Origin of the sequence: Natrinema versiforme (genome assembly GCF_005576615.1) — an archaeon.
GTDB classification, from domain to species: domain Archaea; phylum Halobacteriota; class Halobacteria; order Halobacteriales; family Natrialbaceae; genus Natrinema; species Natrinema versiforme_A.
In genome coordinates this window covers 2,741,072-2,759,182 of the sequence record NZ_CP040330.1, presented here as the reverse complement: position 1 = coordinate 2,759,182, position 18,111 = coordinate 2,741,072, and the positions used below count along the sequence as shown (strand labels likewise).

The window sequence follows — 18,111 nt, the reverse complement described above, 5'->3', positions numbered from 1 at the left end:
TCAGCGATCGACGCCGGGGTCCGTCCCATCGACCGCCGGCGGCGGTTCAGCCCCGCGGGGCGGCGGCTCGAGGCCGGGGTGGACCGGCGAGCACAGTCTGACGGCGTAACACAGCAGGACCGTACCGCACGCCGAAAGCAGGAACACCAGCGTCGGATCGGCGATGTGAACGAGCCTGAGGAGGCTCAGACCGGCGCCGCCGAGGAGGAGCGAGAGGAGTTGCCCCGCGTCGGCCCAGTCAGGGGTGTAGTCGGGAACGCGATCGGCGATGCGGTCCCGATAGGTGGTCACGTAGAGCAGCCCGCAACACGCCCCGAGGAGCACCGCCGGCCAGTACTCGAGGGGCTGCGGGAGTCCGATATCCCAGCGGAGATACGCGATATATAACGGGAGTCCGACGAGCAGCGCGACGAACTCGCCGCGTCGTCCGTCCGGAATCTGCCAGCCCCCGTCGTCGTCTCGGAACCAGTCACGCATTGCGAGCCCTTAGCGGTCCGTTCGACGTGTCGGATGGTGAAGGTTTCCATTGACTGCCGAACGCGAAGGCGAGTGCGGCGACGCGGTCGCTACGAATCGTCGACGTACGACGGCCGCTCGGCGTACTCGATCGGGTCGCGCACGCCAATATTCTGGAACGCCTGCAGCCGGAAGGCGCAGGCGTCGCAGGTGCCACACGCGGGTTCGTTCTCGCGGTAGCAACTCCACGTGTGTTCGTAGGGGACCGCGAGGTCGACGCCGCGCTCCGCGATGTCGGTCTTCGAGTGCTCGACGAACGGCGCTTCGATCGAGATTTCGGTGTCGGGTTTCGTGCCGACGTCGACCACGTTCTCGAAGGCCTCGAAGAACTCGGGGCGGCAGTCGGGATAGCCAGAGAAGTCCTCGCTGTGTGCCCCGATGAAGACCGCCTCGCAGTCGTTCGCCTCGGCGTAGGAGACCGCCATCGCGAGCAGGTTCGCGTTCCGGAAGGGGACATACGAGGTCGGAATCTCGTCGCTCTCCATGTCGGCGTCCGCGACGGCCATCTCGTCGTCGGTGAGACTCGAGGCCCCGATCGCCGAGAGGTGATCGGTCTCGAGTCGCAGGAAATCGGCCGCGTCGAGTTCGTCGGCGAGCCGGCGGGCGCACTCGAGTTCGCGGTCCTCGGTGCGCTGGCCATAGGAGGTATGCAGGGCGTAGATCTCGTAGCCCCGCTGGCGGGCCTCGTAGGCGGCGGTGGCGCTGTCCATGCCCCCCGAGAGGAGGACGACGGCGCGGTTGCGTTCGGAAGTCGATTCGTCGGTCGCGGTGTCGTCGGTGTCAGTGGTGTCGGTCATGAGTCGCGTGCAGTCTCAGGTTTCGGGCGCGTCGTTCCAGAGGTCGACGTGCAGTCGCGGCGTGTACCGGAAGCCGTGTTCCATCGCGAGGTCGGCGACGCGGGTGCGGGTCTCCGCGAGCCGGTCGCGGGTCGCACCCTCGGGCATCAAAAGCACATCGTCGTCGCGGATCGGCACGTCGGCGGCGTCACGGAGCGCGGCAAGCAGATCGAGGATTTCCGGCATGTCCTCGGCGTCGGTCACGACGAACTTGAGTTGGAACTCGTAGTCCTCGACGAGACCGGCCAGCGCGTCCATGTCGGTCCGGTCGCGCTCGTGGCGCTCGGCCCACTGCTCCGCGTCGGCCTCGTCGACGCCGTCCGGCGCGCGCTCGGGCGTCGGCGTACTGCTCTCGAGTTTCGGGCTGATCGAGGCGAGATCGATCGGCGCGTCGCGGTGGATCGTGCCGTTGGTTTCGACGGTCGTATGGTAGCCCCGGTCGTCGAGGGCCTCGAGCAGGGCGACGCTCTCCTCGTGAATCAGGGGTTCGCCGCCGGTCAGAACCACGTGATCGGCGTCGTAGGACTCGATCTCGGCGAGGATGTCCTCGAGTCCCAGCCACGCGTGGGTCGGTTCCCACGACGTGTGATAGGAGTCACAGAACCAACATCGGAGGTTACAGCCGCTCGTGCGGACGAACACTGACGGCACACCGGCGAGGGTACCCTCGCCCTGCAGGGAGGCGAACAGTTCGTTGATCGGCAGCCCCTCGCGGTCGCCGCTGGTTCCCGAATCGGTCTCGGTCCCGGCCTCGCGATCGACGGAATCGGAAACCGGCATCTCAGCGCTCGCTCCCTCCGCAGAGCTCGCTCGTCTCGCTGACCCGGACCGCCACGTCGGTCACCGTCTCGGGCAGCGCCGCCGCGAGTTTTCGCTCGAGGAGCACGCTCATCACCTCGGCCGTCGGCGGCTGCTCGAGGACGACGACCCCGTCGTCGTCCCCGGCCGCCTCGAAGGCCTCGACGAGGGGATCGCCGGCCTCGAGCAGGAACATGTGGTCCCACTCTGAGATCACGTCGGTAATATCTCCTTTATCGGCGATCCATCCCTCCTCCGTCAGGCGACCCGTGACGGTGACGGCGATCTCGTAGTTGTGCCCGTGCGGTCGCGAACACTTGCCGTCGTGGTGTTGGAGCCGGTGGCCGGCACTGATCCTGATCGGTTGATCGTGCCCGACACGGAGGACGCGCGGGGTTCCGACGACCCCGTCGTCCGCCGTGTCGGTGGGTACGTCGTCGCGCTCCGCGGCTGATTCGGTCATACCTTCATATTCTCGAGAGAATACTTAAAGATGGCCGAGTGCGATCGAACGCAGGTCGGCCGCCCACGAGCGGACCAGAGATTCACCAACGGGATTGGGCGCTCTATGGCGTAATCGACGTTCTCTCGAGAGAGATACTGCAGCAACAGCGATCCGCGGCGACGACGGTACGACTCGCTCGAGCGGCGTGTGACGTTCCGACGGGACACCCGGTCGATCTCAGTCCGTGAGCTGGTCTTGCAGTCTGTTCTTGGCTTCCGTGCGACGCTTCCGCGAGAACGCGGGCGTCTCGTCGGAGAAATCGATTTCGATCTCGTCGAGTGTGCGTCGGTAAATGTTCGTCCGTCGCCCTTCGTCGGAGAGCTGTCGCCCCTCACAGGTCAGCAGTCCGGCGTTGACGAGTTCTTCGATCCGGCGATAGCAGGTCGCGATCGGGATCTCGATGTCTTCGCTCAACGCCTGCGCAGATTTCGGCGTTCCGGCCGCACAGAGGATTTCCGCACTGTATTTGTTACCCAGCGCGGCGAGGATCGCGGCCGAATCCGCGTCGGTATGTTGTGTTCGACTCCGAGACATACTCTCTTCGTTACTAATTACCTAAATTGAATCTTGTGGTTATCGCGGCTACTACTTTATGTGATATCCGTCAGTGATCACTCGCCAGGAGGACAGAACACTGACAATAGTGACGATCGACTCGAGGACGAGACCCATTTGAGGAGCGGGCTCGAACGACCGGTATGAACGTCGCGGTCGTGACCGTCGGGGACGAACTGCTCGCCGGACGAACGACGAATACGAACGCCACGTGGCTCTGTGAGCGACTCGCCGATCGCGGCGTCACCGTCGAGCGCGTGACCACGGTCCCGGATCGAGTCGCCGATATCGCCCGCGTCGTCAACGAGTACCGCGCCGAGTACGACGCCGTGATCGTCACCGGCGGCCTCGGGCCGACGCACGACGACATCACCATGGACGGCGTCGCGGCCGCGCTCGGTCGGTCGGTCGAGGAACACAAGGACGCCCTCGCGTGGCTCGAGGCGGACGGCTACACTCGCGACGACCTCGCATCCGGGACGGCGGAGCTACCGGCTGGCGCGCGGGCGCTCCACAACGAGCCGGGCGTTGCCCCCGGTGCGGTGCTCGAGGGCATCTACGTACTGCCCGGCGTGCCCTCGGAGATGAAGGCGATGTTCGAGTCGATCGCCGAGGAGTTCACCGGGACGCCGACCTACCGGGAGGCGGTCGTCGCCGACGAACCGGAGAGCGCGCTGCTCGATCGGATCGCCGAACTCCGCGAGCGGTTCGACGTCTCCGTCGGGAGCTATCCGGGCGAATCGGTCCGGATCGAACTGAACGGGACCGACGAGGCGACCGTCGCGGAGGCGGCCGCGTGGCTCCGCGAGCGGGTCGACTCTCGGTGAGCTCCGCGAGTCCTCAGCGGTAGAAGTAGGCGAGCCACGCGATCGTGACCAGCAGGCCCAGCGCGAGTGCCCCCCAGCCGACGACGGCCATCGGTAGCTCCGGTTCGGCTCCCGTTTCCGTCGCGAGAACGGCGGCGTCGATCAGTGCAGACATGATCGGCGATCCGTCCGCATCCCTCTTAACCTTTCAGAAACCGAGTTGGTCCCGCAAACCGGACTCGAGTTGCGCACGCGGCGGCATCTCAGAGCGGCACACCGGCCCCGACGAGCCCTGCGATACGGCTTTCCGGCTGGCGTTCCCATCTCTCGCTATGGAGTCCATCGGCGTCGTCGTCAACCCGATCGCGGGGATGGGCGGTCGGGTCGGGCTGAAGGGAACCGACGGGAACGTGGCGGAGGCACGCCGCCGCGGTGCGGAGCCGCGAGCGCCGGACCGAGCGCGGGAGGCGCTGCGATCGCTGCACCGCCGTGCGCCCGATATCACCGTCTACACGGCCGCCGGCGCGATGGGCGAACGTGCGGCGCGAGACGCGGGCTACGACCCCGATGTCGTCTACGAACCGGCCGACGCCGACGGCAGCGACACCGAAACCGCGGCGACGACGGCGGCCGATACCCGAGCGGCCGTCCGCGCGCTGCTCGAGCGCGGAGTCGACCTCGTGTTCTTCGTCGGCGGCGACGGGACGGCCGTCGACGTCGCGGAGGTGCTCGAGGCGGCCGAGGGCGAGACGCCGATGCTCGGCGTGCCGGCCGGCGTCAAGATCTACTCGTCGGTCTTCGGCGTGACGCCGGCCGACGCCGGCCGGATCGCCGCCGAGTTCGACCGGGTCGAGGCCCGCGAGGTCAACGATATCGACGAGGACGCCTACCGCGAGGGGGAGGTCCGGACGGAACTCAAGGCCGTCGTCCCGGTGCCCGTCGCTCCGGCGGTCCAGTCGAGCAAGCAGGTCTCGAGCGGCAGCGTCGACTCGCTGGCCGCGGGATTCGCCCGCGAGGTCGAGCCGGGGCGAACCTACGTCTTCGGGCCCGGAAGCACCGTCGGTGCGATCGAGGAAGAACTGGGCATCGATCCCTCACCGCTCGGCGTCGATGTCTGGCGTGCGGCCGAACGCGGTGAGTCGGAGGTGAACACGGCGGACTCGAACACGGAGCGCGGGGAACTACTCGCCCGCGACGCCGCGGAGTCGGACATTCTCGCGGTCGTCGCGGACCCGATCACGATCGTCGTCTCGCCGATCGGCGGGCAGGGATTCGTTTTCGGTCGCGGAAACCACCAGATTTCGCCCGCGGTCATCCGGCGAGCCGACGAGATTTCGGTCGTCGCCGCCGCCGAGAAACTCGACGAGATCGATTCGCTGCGCGTCGATACCGACGACGAGGTGATCGACGAGGAGCTCAGAGGCTGGCTGCAGGTCCGAACGGGTCGATTTACGACCCGTCTTGTGAACGTCGCCTAGGGTACGTCCCCGGAAGTGTCTAAGGACCACCCTGTCAGCGAGCAAGCATATAAGGTGTTCGTCAGAACAGTCACGGAAGTGAACCATATAACGATTCGGTCGTGTATAATGACCATATAGTCAAGATTAAGGTCGGGTCGATCGTAGGGTGTCCTATGGAAACGCGGAAAGTGCAACGACTCGGCCCGTCGACGCTGGCGATGACACTCCCCGCGGAGTGGGCGTCCGAACACGACGTGGAGAAAGGCGACGAGGTGTCCCTGCGGACCAGCGGCAAGGGGACCCTGACCGTGATGCCCGAGTCCGCGAGTTCGGAGGAAACGGAAGCGATCATTCACACCGACGACCTCGACGCCAACGCCGTCGAGCGCGCGATCGTCGCCCAGTACGTCCTCGGCCGGCGGATCATCCGCATCGAGCGCGAAGACGGTGCCCTCGAGTCAGACCACATCAACGCGGTCTATCAGGCCGAAACCCAGCTGATGGGGCTAGGCGTCATCGAGGAGACCCCCGAGAGCATCTCGATCCGCTGTTCGGTCGACCCCGAGGACTTCACACTCGACAACCTCCTCGAGCGCCTCGAGCGAACCGGCCAGACGATGCGCGGCGAGGGGATCAAGGCCCTGGCCCACGGCAACCCCGACCTGGCCCAGCGCGCGCTCAACCGGGAGCGCCAGGCGAACAAGATCTTCGTCCTCCTGCTTCGCCTGATCTTTACGGCCTACCAGAACCCCAACCTCGCGCGAGCGGTCGGCTTGAACACCGGCTTTCCGCTCATCGGCTACCGCTCGATCGCGAAGAACCTCGAGCTGACCGCCGACAACGGCGAGGACATCGCCGAAATCGTCATCGAGACCCAGGGGCACACGCTGAACGTCGACAGTTCGGTGATGCGCCAGATCCGAGAGCTGAACGACCTCGTCGATGAGATCACCTCCCGAGCCGTCGAGGCGGCCGTCGAGCGCGATTACGACAAGTCCAACGAGGTCCGCGAACTGTTCCACGAGATCGACGACCTCGAGCAGGAAATCCTCTCGGGGCTGCCCGAGATGGACAACGAGGACCTGCTGCGGATCCGCGAAGTGCTCGTCAGTCTGCAGCAGACCGCCCAGTACGCGATGCGAAACGCCGAAATAGCGGCGAACCTCGCGCTGAACGAGGAGTCCGAGCACACGACCATCAAGTGATCGAGCCGCCGGCGTCCACCGACAGCCCGTCAGAATGAGTGAAGTTAAGAGACCCCACACACAACGCCCGGGCATGGCTACGGAATCCGAGACGACGGACAAGGGCGTCGGACTGGCGCTCGCACTGGGGGCGCTCGCGGTGATCGGCGCACTGTTAATGCTCACTGGCGCACCGGACGTGACGGCGGCGTGGGGCTTCGCCGCGGCCGTTCTCTTTAGTTCGCTGGCGGTCGTCGGCATCCACCTCTACTGGCACTGACGGCGATCGAATCGCGGGTCGGTCCCGATACTCGACGGCGATTCACTCGCGATCGGGCCGTATCGGCCGTTAAAAGTTAAGACCGACGACCACTTAGAGGGACCCACGGACGATGACCGACTATTCCGACGAAGAGCAGCGAATTATCTCGTACCTCCGCGAGAGCGCCGCCCGCGGCGAGCAGTACTTCCGGGCGAAAAACATCGCGGACGCGATCGGACTCTCGTCGAAACAGGTAGGCGCTCGACTTCCCCATCTCGCGGAGAAGACAGACGAAGTCGACATCGAGAAATGGGGTCGCGCTCGATCGACGACGTGGCGCGTCACGATCAGTTGAGTCGGTTCGAACGGACCCCGGCCGGGGCCCGACTGCCACCGCTCGAACTGACGCCGGCGACCGCCCGCGGTCCACGGTCTTTTTATCCGACAATCGCACACGTACGGGCATGACTGTACGGGTCGACCGGTCGTTCGACGTGTCGGCATCGCCCGAGCGGGTCTGGGAGTTCATCGCCGATCCGGCGAACCGCGCCCGGGCGATCAGCGTCGTCGAAGAGTACTCGGTGGACGATCCGGACGGACGACGGGTGACCTGGCACGTGCAACTCCCCATCCCCCTCGTCCGAAAGACCGTCACCGTAAACACCGAGGACGTCACCCGAAGACCGCCCGAGTACGTCGAGTTCGTCGGGAAATCAAAGGTCCTCGAGGTCACCGGCACACATGAGATCGTCGAAACGGACGACGGTGCCCGCCTCGAGAACTCCTTCGTCGTCGACGGCAAGCTACCGGGCGTCGAGAAGTTCTTCAAGCGCAATCTCGACTCGGAACTCGAGAACCTCCAGCGCGCGCTCGAACGGGACCTCCAGACGACACAGTAACGGTGGTGGAGGCCACGATAGGAGTATGACCGTCGATACGAACGCCGAGGCCGCCGGCGCCGCCACCGGCGAGTCGCTCACACTCGCGCTCGCACAGATTCGGGTGGAGGCCGGCGAGGTCGAGGCGAACGTCGACCGAGCGCTCGAGGCGGTGGCGCGGGCCGCGGCTCGCGGGGCCGATCTGGTCGCGCTGCCGGAACTGTTCAACGTGGGCTACTTCGCGTTCGATCTCTACGCGCGCAACGCGGAGCCGTTCGCGGGCGAGACGTTCACCAGACTCCGGGAGGCGGCCGCCGACCACGGGATCGCCGTCCTTGCTGGTAGCATCGTCGAGGATCTGGGGGCGACCGAAACCGTCGAGACGCCGGCCGACGACGGGTTGGCAAACACCGCCGCGCTGTTCGACGCCGACGGCGACCTCCGACTCGTCTACCGGAAACACCACCTGTTCGGCTACGAGTCAGCGGAGTCGGAGCTGCTGGTCCCCGGCGAGCGACTCGAGACGGCGTCGATCGGCGGGCTGACCGTCGGCGTGACCACCTGTTACGACCTGCGGTTCCCGGAACTCTACCGGCGATTGGTCGACGACGGCGTCGAGTTGGTACTCGTTCCGAGCGCGTGGCCCTATCCACGTATCGAACACTGGACGACGCTCTCGCGGGCCCGCGCCATCGAGAATCAGGCCTACGTCGCGACGGTAAACGGGGCCGGCGAGTTCGACGACGCCACCCTGTTGGGCCGCTCGAGCGTCTACGACCCGTGGGGCGTCTCGCTGGCCTCGAGCGGGGACGAGCCGGCGCTGGTCACGACCGAAATCGATCCCGGAACGGTCGCCGATGTCCGCGAGGAGTTTCCGGCGCTGCGGGACCGGCGACTGTGACCGTCACGGAATCGCACGCTGTGGCGGGGACCGACCGCTGACTTTTTATCTCGGCACGTTCTCAATACGGATGCCGGCATAGGCGCTTTTCACGTCTCACCGGCATTGCGCGTCGCTCCGGCCCGTCGCGCGCTCGGTTTCCCGGGAACCGAGCGTCACGCCCGCACCCGTCTCCTCGTCCCACCTTTCGCCGCGCTCTCGTTTCGATACCATTCGACTTCGATCCGAGACTCACGAGGTTCGTCTTCGCCCATTCTCGACCGTTTTCGCTCGAGTCAGAACGGGAAGCCGCCGTAGCGCAGATAGACCATATCGAGGATGAGGACGAGTTGGAAGAAACCCTGCACGCCGCCGAGCATCGCGTTCTGTTGGCCGATCGCGGAAATGACCGACGGGTCGGGATCGGCCGAGCGCATCTCCTTGTACATTCGGAGTTCGCCCGGCAACAGGAAGCCGAATCCCTGCACCGAGAGGATCGTGACGATTCCGAGCGCGACGGCGATCGCGGGATCGGTCATCGCGAACCCGTTGATGGTGAGCGCGATCCACGCCAGCGAGCCGACCGTCGCGAGGGCGAACGGGACCTGCCAGCGCCGGTCACGCCACGCGTTCAGCCGCCAGCCAAGCAACAGCAAGATTGGAATCAGGTTCGCCGCGGTAAACAGCGCCAGCCACGACTCGGCGTGGGGAAACATGCCGGTTCGTTGGGCCAGCGTGATGCCGCCGGCGATCGTGACGAACGCGAGCGACGGGAGGAGAAACGCCGTCTTGGGCGTGAGCCGCTGGAACACCGCCGCGCTCTGTTCGTCGTCGAGACCGCCGATGATCGGCCCGAGGACGGCACCGATGAAGACGTCGAACCCCGTCCACAGAATCCCCGCCATCACGTGGACGAAGGTGTGTTGCTGGATCGTCGCGACCGTTACCGCGTAGCCGAGTGCGGCGAGTGGCACCACCACGACGGCGACCGCAAACGCCGGATTCGCTCGGTTCCCCATCCCCCTGATCGTTCCGCGAACCGTCGCCGACGACATGCGTGCCACCAGTCAGCAGAGGGGCATAAACACTGGTGCTCGAGCAACGACTACCGGAAGAAAACCATTCGCCAAAAGCGGTGGTAACAGCCGGCGAACGGCGTTAGAGACGGTCCGCCGTCACCGGTTATCGGTCCCGATCGACGGTTTCGCCGGGATGCGTGGTCGCGCCGCCCTCGAGTTTCAGGCCGGGCGTGAGACTCGTGTTGATACCCGTCTTGGCCTCGTCACCGGCGACGACGCCGAACTTCCGGCGGCCGGTGGAGACGCGGTCGCCCTTGACGGTGAACTCGATATCGGCGTCGTCGTGGCGGAGGTTCGCGACGTTCGTCCCCGCGCCGAAATTGACGTTCCGGCCGAGGACGCTGTCGCCGACGTAGGAGAGGTGACTGACCGACGTGCCCCGCGAGAGGACGCTGTTTTTGATCTCGACCGAGTGCCCGACTTCCGCGTCCGGGCCGACCAGCGTCGCGCCGCGGACGTACGCGTTCGGTCCGATTTCGGCACCCTCACGAACGAGTGCCGGGCCCTCGATCGCGACGCCGGGGTCAACCGTCGCGCCCTCCTCGACGACGACCCGCCCCTCGAGCGTGGCGTCCTCGCTCACGTCGCCGTCGATCCGGCGCTCGAGGGCGGCGAGTTTCCACTCGTTTGCCTCGAGGAGTTCCCACGGCCGGCCGACGTCGAGCCAGCGCTCGAGCGTGACCGGCGTGACGTCGTACTCGTCGATCACGCGGGCGACCACGTCGGTGATCTCGTGCTCGCCGCGCTCGCTCGCCGGCACCTCGAGCCATTCGCGGGCCTCGGCCGGGAAGGCGTAGGCCCCCGCATTGGCGAGGTTCGTCGGCGGCTCGTCGGGCTTTTCGACGATTTCCGTGACGCGGTCCCCGCCGGGTTCGGTGCTGAGGACGCCGTAGTTGCTCGGCCGCTCGACCTCGATCGCACAGATCGCCGGACAGGCGTCGAACAGCCGATCGATCGCAGCCTGATCGTAGAGGTTGTCGCCGTTGAGGACGGCGAAGGGGCCCTCGAGGTGGTCTCGAGCGGCGTTGACCGCGTCGGCGGTTCCGGCCTGTTCTGCTTGGACGGCGTAGGAGACGGGGACGCCTCGGTACTCCGCGCCGAAGTAGTCCCGGACCGTCTCGGCCTCGTAGCCGATCACGAGCACGATTTCGTCGGTTCCGGCCTCGATCGCCGCGTCGACGGTGTGGGCCGCGAGCGGTCGGTCGGCGACCGGGAGCATCGGCTTCGGCACCGATTCCGACAGCGGTCGCATTCGCGTTCCTTGCCCCGCCGCGAGAACGACTGCCTTCATGTACTCGCCCCTTCCACGAATCCCCGGATAAGCGATTCGTTCGCGAGTAGAAAATGAAAGACGAGCGTTCCGTTAATACTGCTGGGAAATCGAACGCCGCGTCGATGTGGCGGGCCTCTACCTCGTGGGCCGTGACGGGACGGCCTCGAGTACCTGCTCAGTCCTCCGATGTCTTGATGTCGGCCGACAGCCCCTGTGCCATCTCGATGTCCTCGGCGTTGTTCATCGTCCACGCGGTCCGCTCGGTGACGGCCTCGATGGCCTCGCGGGCGCTGGGGTAGCCGTTGCCCGATTTCTTCACCCCGCCGAAGGGGAGTTGGACCTCCGCGCCGATACACGGCAGGTTCGCGTACGCGAGCCCGATGTCCGCGCGGTCGCGGAAGTAGTTGATCTGGCGGTAGTCCTCCGAGATGATCGCCCCCGCGAGCCCGTAGGGGGTGTCGTTGTGGATCTCGACCGCGTCCTCGATATCGCCCGCGTACTCGATCAGGGCCACGTGCGGGCCGAAACACTCCTCGTTCAGACAGCGCAGGTCGGACTCGTAGTCGATCTCGTAGACGAACGGGCCGACCCAGTGACCACCGTCGTGCCCCTCCGGAATCTCGCTCTCCTCGAGTTCGAACCGATCGACCAAGACGGTCGCTCCCTCCTCGCGGGCGAGGTCGTTGTGCTGTCGGATCTTCTCGACGTGGTCGGCCTCGATGGCCGGCCCCATGAACGTATCCGCCTCGAGCGGGTCGCCGACCGCGATATCCTCGGCGATGTCGACGAACCGCGCTTTGAACTCATCGTAGACGTCCTCGTGGACGATCAGGCGCTCGCTCGAGACGCAGCGCTGACCCGTGGTCTTGAACGAGCTCATCACGGCGGAGTGGACGGCGATGTCCAGATCCGCCTCCTCGGTGACGACGATCCCGTTCTTGCCGCCCATCTCGCAGGCCGCGAGTTTGCCGGGTTCGCTGCCGACCTTGCCGGCGATTTCGTGGCCGACCTCCGCGGAGCCGGTAAAGAGCACGGTGTCCACGCGGGCGTCGTCCGTGATCGCCGCGCCGGCGTCGCCGAAGCCCTGCACCATGTTGAAGACGCCCTCCGGAATCCCGGCGTCGTCCATCATCTCGGCGATGATCTGGCCGCACCACGGCGTCTGCTCGGCGGGCTTCCAGACGACGGTGTTGCCCTCGACCAAGGCGATGGCCATGTGCCAGAACGGGATCGCGACCGGGAAGTTCCACGGCGTGATACAGCCGATGACGCCCCGCGGTTTCCGGCGCATGAACGAGTCCTTGCCCGCGACCTCCGAGGGAACCACGTCGCCGTGGGGGTGGCGCGCGTTGCCCGCCGCCCACTCGACCATGTGCCACGCTTCGGTGACGTCTGCCTTCCCCTCGGAAATCTCCTTGCCGCACTCCTTCGAGACGATCTCGCCCAGTTCCTCGTGGCGCTCCCGTAGCTCGTGATAGATGTCCCAGAGGTACTCCGCGCGGTCGATGTAGGACAGGGCGCGCCACTCCTCGAAGGCGTCCTCGGCGGCCTCGAGGGCCGCGTCGACGTCGGCTTCGGTCCCGCGCTGGAAGGTCGCCAGCGTCTCCCCGGTGGCGGGATTCTCGCTCTCGAAGGTGTCCTCGTCTCCTTTGGTCCACTCGCCGCCGATGTAGTGGCCGTGTACCTGTTCGGTGAGTTGCTGGCTCATACTAGATCGGACGGCGGCAGCGGTGAAAATCTTGATGGTGGTTCACACGCCCCGAATCGGGTGGATGGTGCTCGACTCGAGGAAAGACAGTCACTGCTATGAACACGCTCGACGACAGCCGTGTGACCACTGTGGAGATTCGCTCTGTCTGCCGAGCAACGAAGAGATTCGGATTACGTGCTCAGTACAGGGAACGAATTTATCGCGGTACATTTAGTCATTACCAGTGATGGAATCGTCACCACCAACTATCTGCCCACGTTGTGGGAAGCGTGAGACGTACTCAGCACACTATACGACGCCGGGATGGCGGATACAATTCTATGAATGCGATAATTGCGGCCGAAGATATGATCCGTACCGTGACGAGGAATACGGTATCGACTAATGGAAAGTTCGCACGCTCACTTATCGTTCCTCTTCCTTCCCGCGGTCTTCGGTCACGGTCCGCTCTCCCTCCGGCGGCGCGTCCTCTAAATCCTCGTGGCGTTCGTCACCCGCCTCGGTCATCCCCTCCGTCGAGGGCTCGAGGCCCTCGCCGGTCCGACCCTCCTCGCTCGCGGCCGGCTCGTCGGGCGTTCCGGACGGCGGCCCCATCGTCCGCTGTTCGTCGCTGTCGTCTCGCGCGTCGGTGCTCTCGTCGCGCTCGATGACCGGATCAGTTCCCTCGTCCGACGCCGCGAGCGAGTCGCGCTTTCCCTCGAGTCGAATCGCGTCGTCGGTGACCTCGTCGACAGCGCTCGCGTCCAGCGGGACGATTTCCTCGTCGTCCTCCCACTCGAGGATCGACTGGATCGCGCTCGTCGCGCCCTCGTCGGCGTCGACGTACGCCGTTCCCGCCTCGGTCATCCTGACGGTGCCGAGGCGGTCGCCGCCGGCGGTTTCGACCCGTTTCCCGATATCGTCGTCGGTAAACGTTGCGCACATGCGCGACCATAGCGCCACCCCGTGAAAACCCGTGGTGCCTGCACTGGCCTGTGTTGTGGCCGCTGTTCCGATCGACCGCCGGTCGTCCTTCGGTCACTGCCCGCCCAGATCGGCCGCCTTCTCGAGTTCGCTCCGCAGGGTCGTCGAGTCGAACTCGTGATCGGGTCGGAGCCGAACGAAGTCGAGGAACTCCCGCGCGGAGAGCAATACGTCGGGGCCGTAGGCCGTCGCAGCCGCGTCGACGGCGTCCCGTGGACCGATTCGGGGCTCGAGGACCGCCAGCGCACAGGCCAGATCGTAGGCCGTGGTCTCGTCGACGCGGTCGTCGTTGACGCTGGTGGCGTCGATGAAGTAGAACTCGCCGTCACAGAGAAGGATGTTCTCGGCCCGCAGGTCGCCGTGGGCGAGCCCGTGCTCGTGGACGGTCGCGAGCATCGCGAACAGTTCGGGCGCTCGTCCCGCGACGATGTCGTCCGAGACATCGTCGAGCGACCGGAAGTCGGGGAGGTACTCGAGGACGAGCACGCCGAGGCCGTTGACTTCGAAAGCGTCGATCGGTCGGGGCGCGTTGACGCCGATCTCGCGCATCCGCTCGGTCGCCGCGTACTCGTGTTCGACCATCTCGCGGGGCGTATCAAAGCGGTCGAAAAACCCCTCGCTCCCGGCGGAGAACGCGCCGACGTTGCGACCGGTCGTCAGCACCGCGTGGACCAGCGCGTTCTGCCGGGAGACGATCTTGACGAACCACTCGTCGTCGATGACGCAGGGCGTCGAGAGCCAGTTGTCGGCCTCGAGGAACTCGACGCGGACGCAGTCGCGGTCGTAGCGATCCGCCAGCGTGCGGACGACACGCTCGATGCGGCTCCACTCGACGGATCCTCGTGCGAGCCGGCGGATATCCATACTCGCACTGTCGGCGGTTGTGGTTAAATGTTCCTCGAAGTGTTGCCGGGGGAACGTGTCTGCCGTCGACCGACCGATTGCTCGTCCCGTTCGCTGACTGCTCGTCAGAACAGTATTATTATCACTTCTGCGAAAGTATCGTCGAGTAATATGGACGCTATCGACGATCTCGGCGATGCGATCGATGTCACGTGAAACCGCTTGACACCGGTTCGGAAAGGGACGTGGCTCAAACTCGCGCTCGTCGTCTTTTTCGTGGGTTCGTTCGGGATCGGCGGGATGGGATTTCCCGGCAATTTCGGAGCGAGCACCGATGACCCGACGTTCGAGGGCGAACAGCCGACGGGATCCACGGACCTTCCCGTCGACGACGTGCTCTTCTGGGTGCTTGCTATCCTCGCGGTCGTTCTCGTGCTCGGGCTCGCCTACGATTTCGTCGCCGCGGTCATGGAGTTCGTCTTTCTCGAGTCACTTCGCTCGTCCGACGTGCGTCTCAGGCGCTACTTCTCGGCGAACCTCGGGAAGGGGCTGTGGCTGTTCCTCTTCCGACTCGGTCTCCAGGTCCTGGTCGGCGCCCTCGCTGTCGTCCCGGCCGTGGCCATCATCCTCTCGATGGAATCCGGGCTCGACGGCGTTTCGGCCACCCTCCTCCTGCTCTACATCCTCTATGCGCTCGTGCTGGGGGTGATCTACAGCATCGTGATGCGATTCACCACTGACTTCGTCACGCCGATCATGCTGCTCGAGGACCGCGGCGTGCTCGCCTCGTGGGGTCGGTTCCGGGCGACGCTACGAGCGAATTGGGCGGATTACGGCGTCTACCTGCTGTTGGTCTGGGTCCTCCAGCTCATCGTCGGTATCGCCGCCGGACTCGTCCTCGGACTCGGCGGGTTGCTACTGGCGATTCCGTTCGCTATCGTCGCGATCCTGCTGTTCATCGCCCTCGATGCGATCGGCCTAGTACTGGCAATTCTGGTCGCCCTCGTCGGCCTCGTGCTGTTCGCGGTCTTCGCCCTCCTGTTTTACGTCCCGATCACGGCGTACTTCCGCTATTACGCATTGCTGCTCCTCGGCGATGCCGACATCGATCTCGATCTCATCCCCGACCGGCGCGAGGCGGTCCGTAACGGCGGTCTCGGATCGGCCGGGCGGGACGACGCCGGGGACGGAACCGAATCCGGTGGGTTCGAGTCCGACGACGGCTCCGGCTGGGGCGATTCCGATGGTCGGGATGGTTCGGACGGACGGGACGACTCGAGCGGCTGGGACGACTCCGGCGATTGGGACGGCGAGCCGGACGACCAAGGTGGGTCGGACAGTCGCGACTGGCGGGACGACCGAGACGGATCGAACGACCGCGACGAGGACGACGGCTGGCGGTAGAACTGTCTCCGACGGGTCGCGGGAGACGGCTATCGTCGTGCGATCGTGCGGATCGTCGGTGCGCTTATTTCGGGCGCTAACAAGTGTCACGTATGGAGTTCGACCTGCCCGACGAACACCGGATGATCCGGGAGACTGTGAGGGACTTCTGTGAGCGGGAGATCGAGCCGATCGCCCAGGAGATCGAGGACGAGCACCGGTTCCCCGCCGAAATCTTCGACCAGCTCGCCGATCTCGATATGATGGGCGTCCCAATCGCCGAGGAGAACGGCGGGCTCGGCGGTGACACGCTCATGTACGCGCTGGTCGCCGAGGAACTCGGCCGTGTCTCCGGCGCGATCGGGCTTTCCTACGTCGCCCACACGTCGCTCGCGTCGAAACCCATCGAACTGTTCGGCTCCGAGGCCCAGAAAGAACGCTGGCTGCGCCCGCTCGCCGAGGGCGACTACGTCGGCGGCTGGGCGCTGACCGAACCCAGTAGCGGCTCCGACGCGTCGGACATGGACACGACCGCCCGGAAAGAGGGCGACGAGTGGGTCCTCGACGGCACCAAACAGTTCATCACGAACGCCTCCGAGGCCGGTTCGATCCTCGTCAAAGCGGTCACGGACCCCGCGGCAGGCTACGACGGCATCTCGACGTTCATCGTCGATCCGCGCGAGGACGACGGCTTCGAGGTGACGACGATCTGGGACAAGATGGGGCTGAACGCCTCGCCGACCTGCGAAATCTCCCTCGAGGACGTGCGCTTGCCGGAGGACCGCCTGCTCGGCGAGGAAGGCGAGGGCTGGGAACAGACGAAAAAGACCCTCGACGGGGGTCGCATCTCCATCGCCGCGCTCTCGACGGGGCTCGCACAGGGGGCCTACGAACACGCCAAAGCCTACAGTAAAGAGCGCGAGCAGTTCGGCCAGCCGATCTGCGAGTTCGACGCGGTTCGGGACACAATCGTCGACATGCACCGCAAGACGGAGCGAGCGCGACTGCTGACGCACAGAGCCGCGCGGACGTACGATCGGGGCGATCCCGTCACCCGAGAGTCCGCGCTCGCGAAACTCGACGCCAGCGAGGCGGCCCGCGAGGTGGCAGAGGACGCCGTCCAGGTCCTCGGCGGCTACGGCTACACCACCGATTTCGCGCCGCAGCGGTTCTACCGCGACGCGAAGCTCATGGAGATCGGCGAGGGGACCAGCGAGATTCAACACGTGGTCATCGGCCGGGAATTGGGCCTGTAGACGACTCCGGCGGCTACGGGCTCGAGGCGGCGCGGCTGACGAACGCCGAGCGGCTCTCGCGGTCGACCCGGTCGCCGGACCGGCTTAATTGAGGATGCCGTCGTCGCCGTCGCTCTCGTTGCCGTCACTGCTGTTGGTCTCGTTTCCGCTCCCCGAGTCGTCGCTGCTCTCGTTGCCGCCGTCGCCGTCGGAACCGGAATCCCCGCTCGAGGCGTCCTCGTCGACGTCGGTGGTAACGGACTCCATGAGCGAGACGATGCGGTCTTCCTCTTGACCGCGGAGTTGCCGGGGATAGACGCCGATGCTGACGAGCAGATCCTCGCCCGCCTCGACGGCTTCGCTGACGTGGACATCGACGTCGACATCCGCTCCGTCGAACTGGGCCTCGCCGGTGAACCGCGACCGGGTCGTCTCCTCCTCGAGGAGCGAGACGGAGAACTCCTCGTCGGGGGAGACGTCGCCGAGCCCGTCGTAGTTGCTCGCGACGAGTTCCATGAGTTCGGTGGCGGACATCTCCTCGACGGGGTTGAACTCCCGACCGAGCAGGGAGACCTGCGGCGTCGTCAGGACGATGAAGACGGCACCGCGCTGTCGGCCCAGCGGCCCCATATCCACTGCCTTCTCGTGGGTGGTCTTGTAGTTCGTGACGCTGATCTCCTCGGAGAGGGGCCCGACCTCCCGTTCGACGACGACCTCCTCGATACCGATCTGGTCGTAGCCGGTCGCCGATCGCGCGTCGGCCTCGACCCCGGCGGGCGAGGACTCGTGTTCGTCCATGCCGATCAGTCCCAGACAGCCCGAGAGGCCGGCGAGGCCTGTAGCTCCGACGCCAGCGAGTACGGTTCGTCGATTCATTTCCTGAGAAATGGCGGTTCAGTTGGTAAGTGTTTGTTGGAACGGCGACCGTCTGTCAATACGAAAGG

At 65.7% G+C, this 18,111-nt stretch carries 21 protein-coding genes; 9 read left to right on the top strand and 12 right to left on the bottom strand.

Translation table 11 applies throughout. The features are described 5' to 3' along the window. The 5 genes from FEJ81_RS13540 to FEJ81_RS13520 all read right to left on the bottom strand — a co-directional run bounded on the left by FEJ81_RS13540 (position 1) and on the right by FEJ81_RS13520 (position 3,189). Entirely contained in the window at positions 1-477 is a 477-nt protein-coding gene (locus FEJ81_RS13540; RefSeq protein WP_138245787.1) for a hypothetical protein, read from the bottom strand. Positions 478-566: 89 nt separating this feature from the next. Further along, positions 567-1,313, bottom strand: coding sequence for a 7-cyano-7-deazaguanine synthase QueC (gene queC, locus FEJ81_RS13535; RefSeq protein ID WP_138245786.1), 747 nt, complete (start codon positions 1,311-1,313; stop codon positions 567-569). 15 nt (positions 1,314-1,328) lie between these two features. Next, on the bottom strand, positions 1,329-2,132 hold the full coding sequence (locus FEJ81_RS13530; RefSeq protein WP_138245785.1) for a 7-carboxy-7-deazaguanine synthase QueE: 804 nt from the start codon (positions 2,130-2,132) through the stop codon (positions 1,329-1,331). A gap of 1 nt (position 2,133) precedes the next feature. Beyond that, positions 2,134-2,613: a 6-pyruvoyl trahydropterin synthase family protein gene (locus FEJ81_RS13525; protein ID WP_138245784.1), complete on the bottom strand. Its 480-nt coding sequence runs from the start codon at positions 2,611-2,613 to the stop codon at positions 2,134-2,136. 219 nt (positions 2,614-2,832) lie between these two features. Next, positions 2,833-3,189 carry a winged helix-turn-helix domain-containing protein gene (locus FEJ81_RS13520; protein ID WP_138245783.1) on the bottom strand — a complete coding sequence of 119 codons (357 nt, stop codon included), beginning with the start codon at positions 3,187-3,189 and terminating at the stop codon, positions 2,833-2,835. A 164-nt stretch (positions 3,190-3,353) separates the two neighbouring features. Here FEJ81_RS13520 and FEJ81_RS13515 point away from each other — a divergent pair, with 164 nt between their 5' ends. Beyond that, complete coding sequence (locus FEJ81_RS13515; RefSeq protein WP_138245782.1) at positions 3,354-4,037, top strand: competence/damage-inducible protein A; 684 nt, start codon at positions 3,354-3,356, stop codon at positions 4,035-4,037. Between the two features lie 13 nt (positions 4,038-4,050). Here the strand turns inward: FEJ81_RS13515 and FEJ81_RS23240 are convergent, their stop codons facing one another. Beyond that, positions 4,051-4,191, bottom strand: a complete 141-nt coding sequence (locus tag FEJ81_RS23240; RefSeq protein ID WP_175416421.1) for a hypothetical protein — start codon at positions 4,189-4,191, stop codon at positions 4,051-4,053. Between the two features lie 157 nt (positions 4,192-4,348). Between FEJ81_RS23240 and FEJ81_RS13510 the strand changes: the two genes are divergently transcribed. From FEJ81_RS13510 to FEJ81_RS13485, 6 genes are all read left to right on the top strand, one after another. Further along, entirely contained in the window at positions 4,349-5,494 is a 1,146-nt protein-coding gene (locus FEJ81_RS13510; RefSeq protein WP_138245781.1) for an ATP-NAD kinase family protein, read from the top strand. A 155-nt stretch (positions 5,495-5,649) separates the two neighbouring features. Then, on the top strand, positions 5,650-6,681 hold the full coding sequence (locus FEJ81_RS13505; protein ID WP_138245780.1) for a phosphate uptake regulator PhoU: 1,032 nt from the start codon (positions 5,650-5,652) through the stop codon (positions 6,679-6,681). Between the two features lie 73 nt (positions 6,682-6,754). Next, positions 6,755-6,940 carry a DUF7525 family protein gene (locus FEJ81_RS13500; protein ID WP_138245779.1) on the top strand — a complete coding sequence of 62 codons (186 nt, stop codon included), beginning with the start codon at positions 6,755-6,757 and terminating at the stop codon, positions 6,938-6,940. 112 nt (positions 6,941-7,052) lie between these two features. Beyond that, complete coding sequence (locus FEJ81_RS13495; RefSeq protein WP_006429547.1) at positions 7,053-7,277, top strand: DUF7123 family protein; 225 nt, start codon at positions 7,053-7,055, stop codon at positions 7,275-7,277. Positions 7,278-7,386: 109 nt separating this feature from the next. Beyond that, positions 7,387-7,821, top strand: coding sequence for an SRPBCC family protein (locus FEJ81_RS13490; RefSeq protein ID WP_138245778.1), 435 nt, complete (start codon positions 7,387-7,389; stop codon positions 7,819-7,821). 25 nt (positions 7,822-7,846) lie between these two features. Then, positions 7,847-8,701: a carbon-nitrogen family hydrolase gene (locus tag FEJ81_RS13485; RefSeq protein WP_138245777.1), complete on the top strand. Its 855-nt coding sequence runs from the start codon at positions 7,847-7,849 to the stop codon at positions 8,699-8,701. A 275-nt stretch (positions 8,702-8,976) separates the two neighbouring features. On the opposite strand, the gene FEJ81_RS13480 is transcribed toward FEJ81_RS13485, so the two are convergent. The 5 genes from FEJ81_RS13480 to FEJ81_RS13460 all read right to left on the bottom strand — a co-directional run bounded on the left by FEJ81_RS13480 (position 8,977) and on the right by FEJ81_RS13460 (position 14,570). Further along, a complete protein-coding gene (locus tag FEJ81_RS13480) occupies positions 8,977-9,699 on the bottom strand; it encodes a hypothetical protein (RefSeq protein ID WP_138246791.1) in 723 nt (240 codons plus the stop codon). Positions 9,700-9,862: 163 nt separating this feature from the next. Beyond that, a complete protein-coding gene (glmU, locus tag FEJ81_RS13475; RefSeq protein WP_138245776.1) occupies positions 9,863-11,050 on the bottom strand; it encodes a bifunctional sugar-1-phosphate nucleotidylyltransferase/acetyltransferase in 1,188 nt (395 codons plus the stop codon). Positions 11,051-11,207: 157 nt separating this feature from the next. Continuing rightward, on the bottom strand, positions 11,208-12,740 hold the full coding sequence (locus FEJ81_RS13470; protein WP_138245775.1) for an aldehyde dehydrogenase family protein: 1,533 nt from the start codon (positions 12,738-12,740) through the stop codon (positions 11,208-11,210). 408 nt (positions 12,741-13,148) lie between these two features. Then, a complete protein-coding gene (locus tag FEJ81_RS13465) occupies positions 13,149-13,667 on the bottom strand; it encodes a hypothetical protein (RefSeq protein WP_138245774.1) in 519 nt (172 codons plus the stop codon). A 93-nt stretch (positions 13,668-13,760) separates the two neighbouring features. Beyond that, complete coding sequence (locus tag FEJ81_RS13460; RefSeq protein ID WP_138245773.1) at positions 13,761-14,570, bottom strand: RIO1 family regulatory kinase/ATPase domain-containing protein; 810 nt, start codon at positions 14,568-14,570, stop codon at positions 13,761-13,763. 201 nt (positions 14,571-14,771) lie between these two features. Here FEJ81_RS13460 and FEJ81_RS13455 point away from each other — a divergent pair, with 201 nt between their 5' ends. Continuing rightward, positions 14,772-15,953: a DUF7544 domain-containing protein gene (locus FEJ81_RS13455; RefSeq protein ID WP_229504711.1), complete on the top strand. Its 1,182-nt coding sequence runs from the start codon at positions 14,772-14,774 to the stop codon at positions 15,951-15,953. 92 nt (positions 15,954-16,045) lie between these two features. Further along, a complete protein-coding gene (locus tag FEJ81_RS13450) occupies positions 16,046-17,188 on the top strand; it encodes an acyl-CoA dehydrogenase family protein (protein WP_138245772.1) in 1,143 nt (380 codons plus the stop codon). Between the two features lie 84 nt (positions 17,189-17,272). Here FEJ81_RS13450 and FEJ81_RS13445 read toward each other — a convergent pair whose 3' ends face one another. Then, positions 17,273-18,043 (bottom strand): DUF6517 family protein, encoded by a 771-nt coding sequence (locus FEJ81_RS13445; protein ID WP_138245771.1) that lies wholly within the window; start codon positions 18,041-18,043, stop codon positions 17,273-17,275. Positions 18,044-18,111: the final 68 nt, after the last annotated feature.

Excerpts from the sequence above, each read along its gene's own strand:
- FEJ81_RS13540 (WP_138245787.1), bottom strand. The coding sequence starts at position 477 with ATGCGTGACTGGTTCCGAGACGACGACGGGGGCTGGCAGATTCCGGAC.
- queC (WP_138245786.1), bottom strand. The coding sequence starts at position 1,313 with ATGACCGACACCACTGACACCGACGACACCGCGACCGACGAATCGACT.
- FEJ81_RS13530 (WP_138245785.1), bottom strand. The coding sequence starts at position 2,132 with ATGCCGGTTTCCGATTCCGTCGATCGCGAGGCCGGGACCGAGACCGAT.
- FEJ81_RS13525 (WP_138245784.1), bottom strand. The coding sequence starts at position 2,613 with ATGACCGAATCAGCCGCGGAGCGCGACGACGTACCCACCGACACGGCG.
- FEJ81_RS13520 (WP_138245783.1), bottom strand. The coding sequence starts at position 3,189 with ATGTCTCGGAGTCGAACACAACATACCGACGCGGATTCGGCCGCGATC.
- FEJ81_RS13515 (WP_138245782.1), top strand. The coding sequence starts at position 3,354 with ATGAACGTCGCGGTCGTGACCGTCGGGGACGAACTGCTCGCCGGACGA.
- FEJ81_RS23240 (WP_175416421.1), bottom strand. The coding sequence starts at position 4,191 with ATGTCTGCACTGATCGACGCCGCCGTTCTCGCGACGGAAACGGGAGCC.
- FEJ81_RS13510 (WP_138245781.1), top strand. The coding sequence starts at position 4,349 with ATGGAGTCCATCGGCGTCGTCGTCAACCCGATCGCGGGGATGGGCGGT.
- FEJ81_RS13505 (WP_138245780.1), top strand. The coding sequence starts at position 5,650 with ATGGAAACGCGGAAAGTGCAACGACTCGGCCCGTCGACGCTGGCGATG.
- FEJ81_RS13500 (WP_138245779.1), top strand. The coding sequence starts at position 6,755 with ATGGCTACGGAATCCGAGACGACGGACAAGGGCGTCGGACTGGCGCTC.
- FEJ81_RS13495 (WP_006429547.1), top strand. The coding sequence starts at position 7,053 with ATGACCGACTATTCCGACGAAGAGCAGCGAATTATCTCGTACCTCCGC.
- FEJ81_RS13490 (WP_138245778.1), top strand. The coding sequence starts at position 7,387 with ATGACTGTACGGGTCGACCGGTCGTTCGACGTGTCGGCATCGCCCGAG.
- FEJ81_RS13485 (WP_138245777.1), top strand. The coding sequence starts at position 7,847 with ATGACCGTCGATACGAACGCCGAGGCCGCCGGCGCCGCCACCGGCGAG.
- FEJ81_RS13480 (WP_138246791.1), bottom strand. The coding sequence starts at position 9,699 with ATGGGGAACCGAGCGAATCCGGCGTTTGCGGTCGCCGTCGTGGTGGTG.
- glmU (WP_138245776.1), bottom strand. The coding sequence starts at position 11,050 with ATGAAGGCAGTCGTTCTCGCGGCGGGGCAAGGAACGCGAATGCGACCG.
- FEJ81_RS13470 (WP_138245775.1), bottom strand. The coding sequence starts at position 12,740 with ATGAGCCAGCAACTCACCGAACAGGTACACGGCCACTACATCGGCGGC.
- FEJ81_RS13465 (WP_138245774.1), bottom strand. The coding sequence starts at position 13,667 with ATGTGCGCAACGTTTACCGACGACGATATCGGGAAACGGGTCGAAACC.
- FEJ81_RS13460 (WP_138245773.1), bottom strand. The coding sequence starts at position 14,570 with ATGGATATCCGCCGGCTCGCACGAGGATCCGTCGAGTGGAGCCGCATC.
- FEJ81_RS13450 (WP_138245772.1), top strand. The coding sequence starts at position 16,046 with ATGGAGTTCGACCTGCCCGACGAACACCGGATGATCCGGGAGACTGTG.
- FEJ81_RS13445 (WP_138245771.1), bottom strand. The coding sequence starts at position 18,043 with ATGAATCGACGAACCGTACTCGCTGGCGTCGGAGCTACAGGCCTCGCC.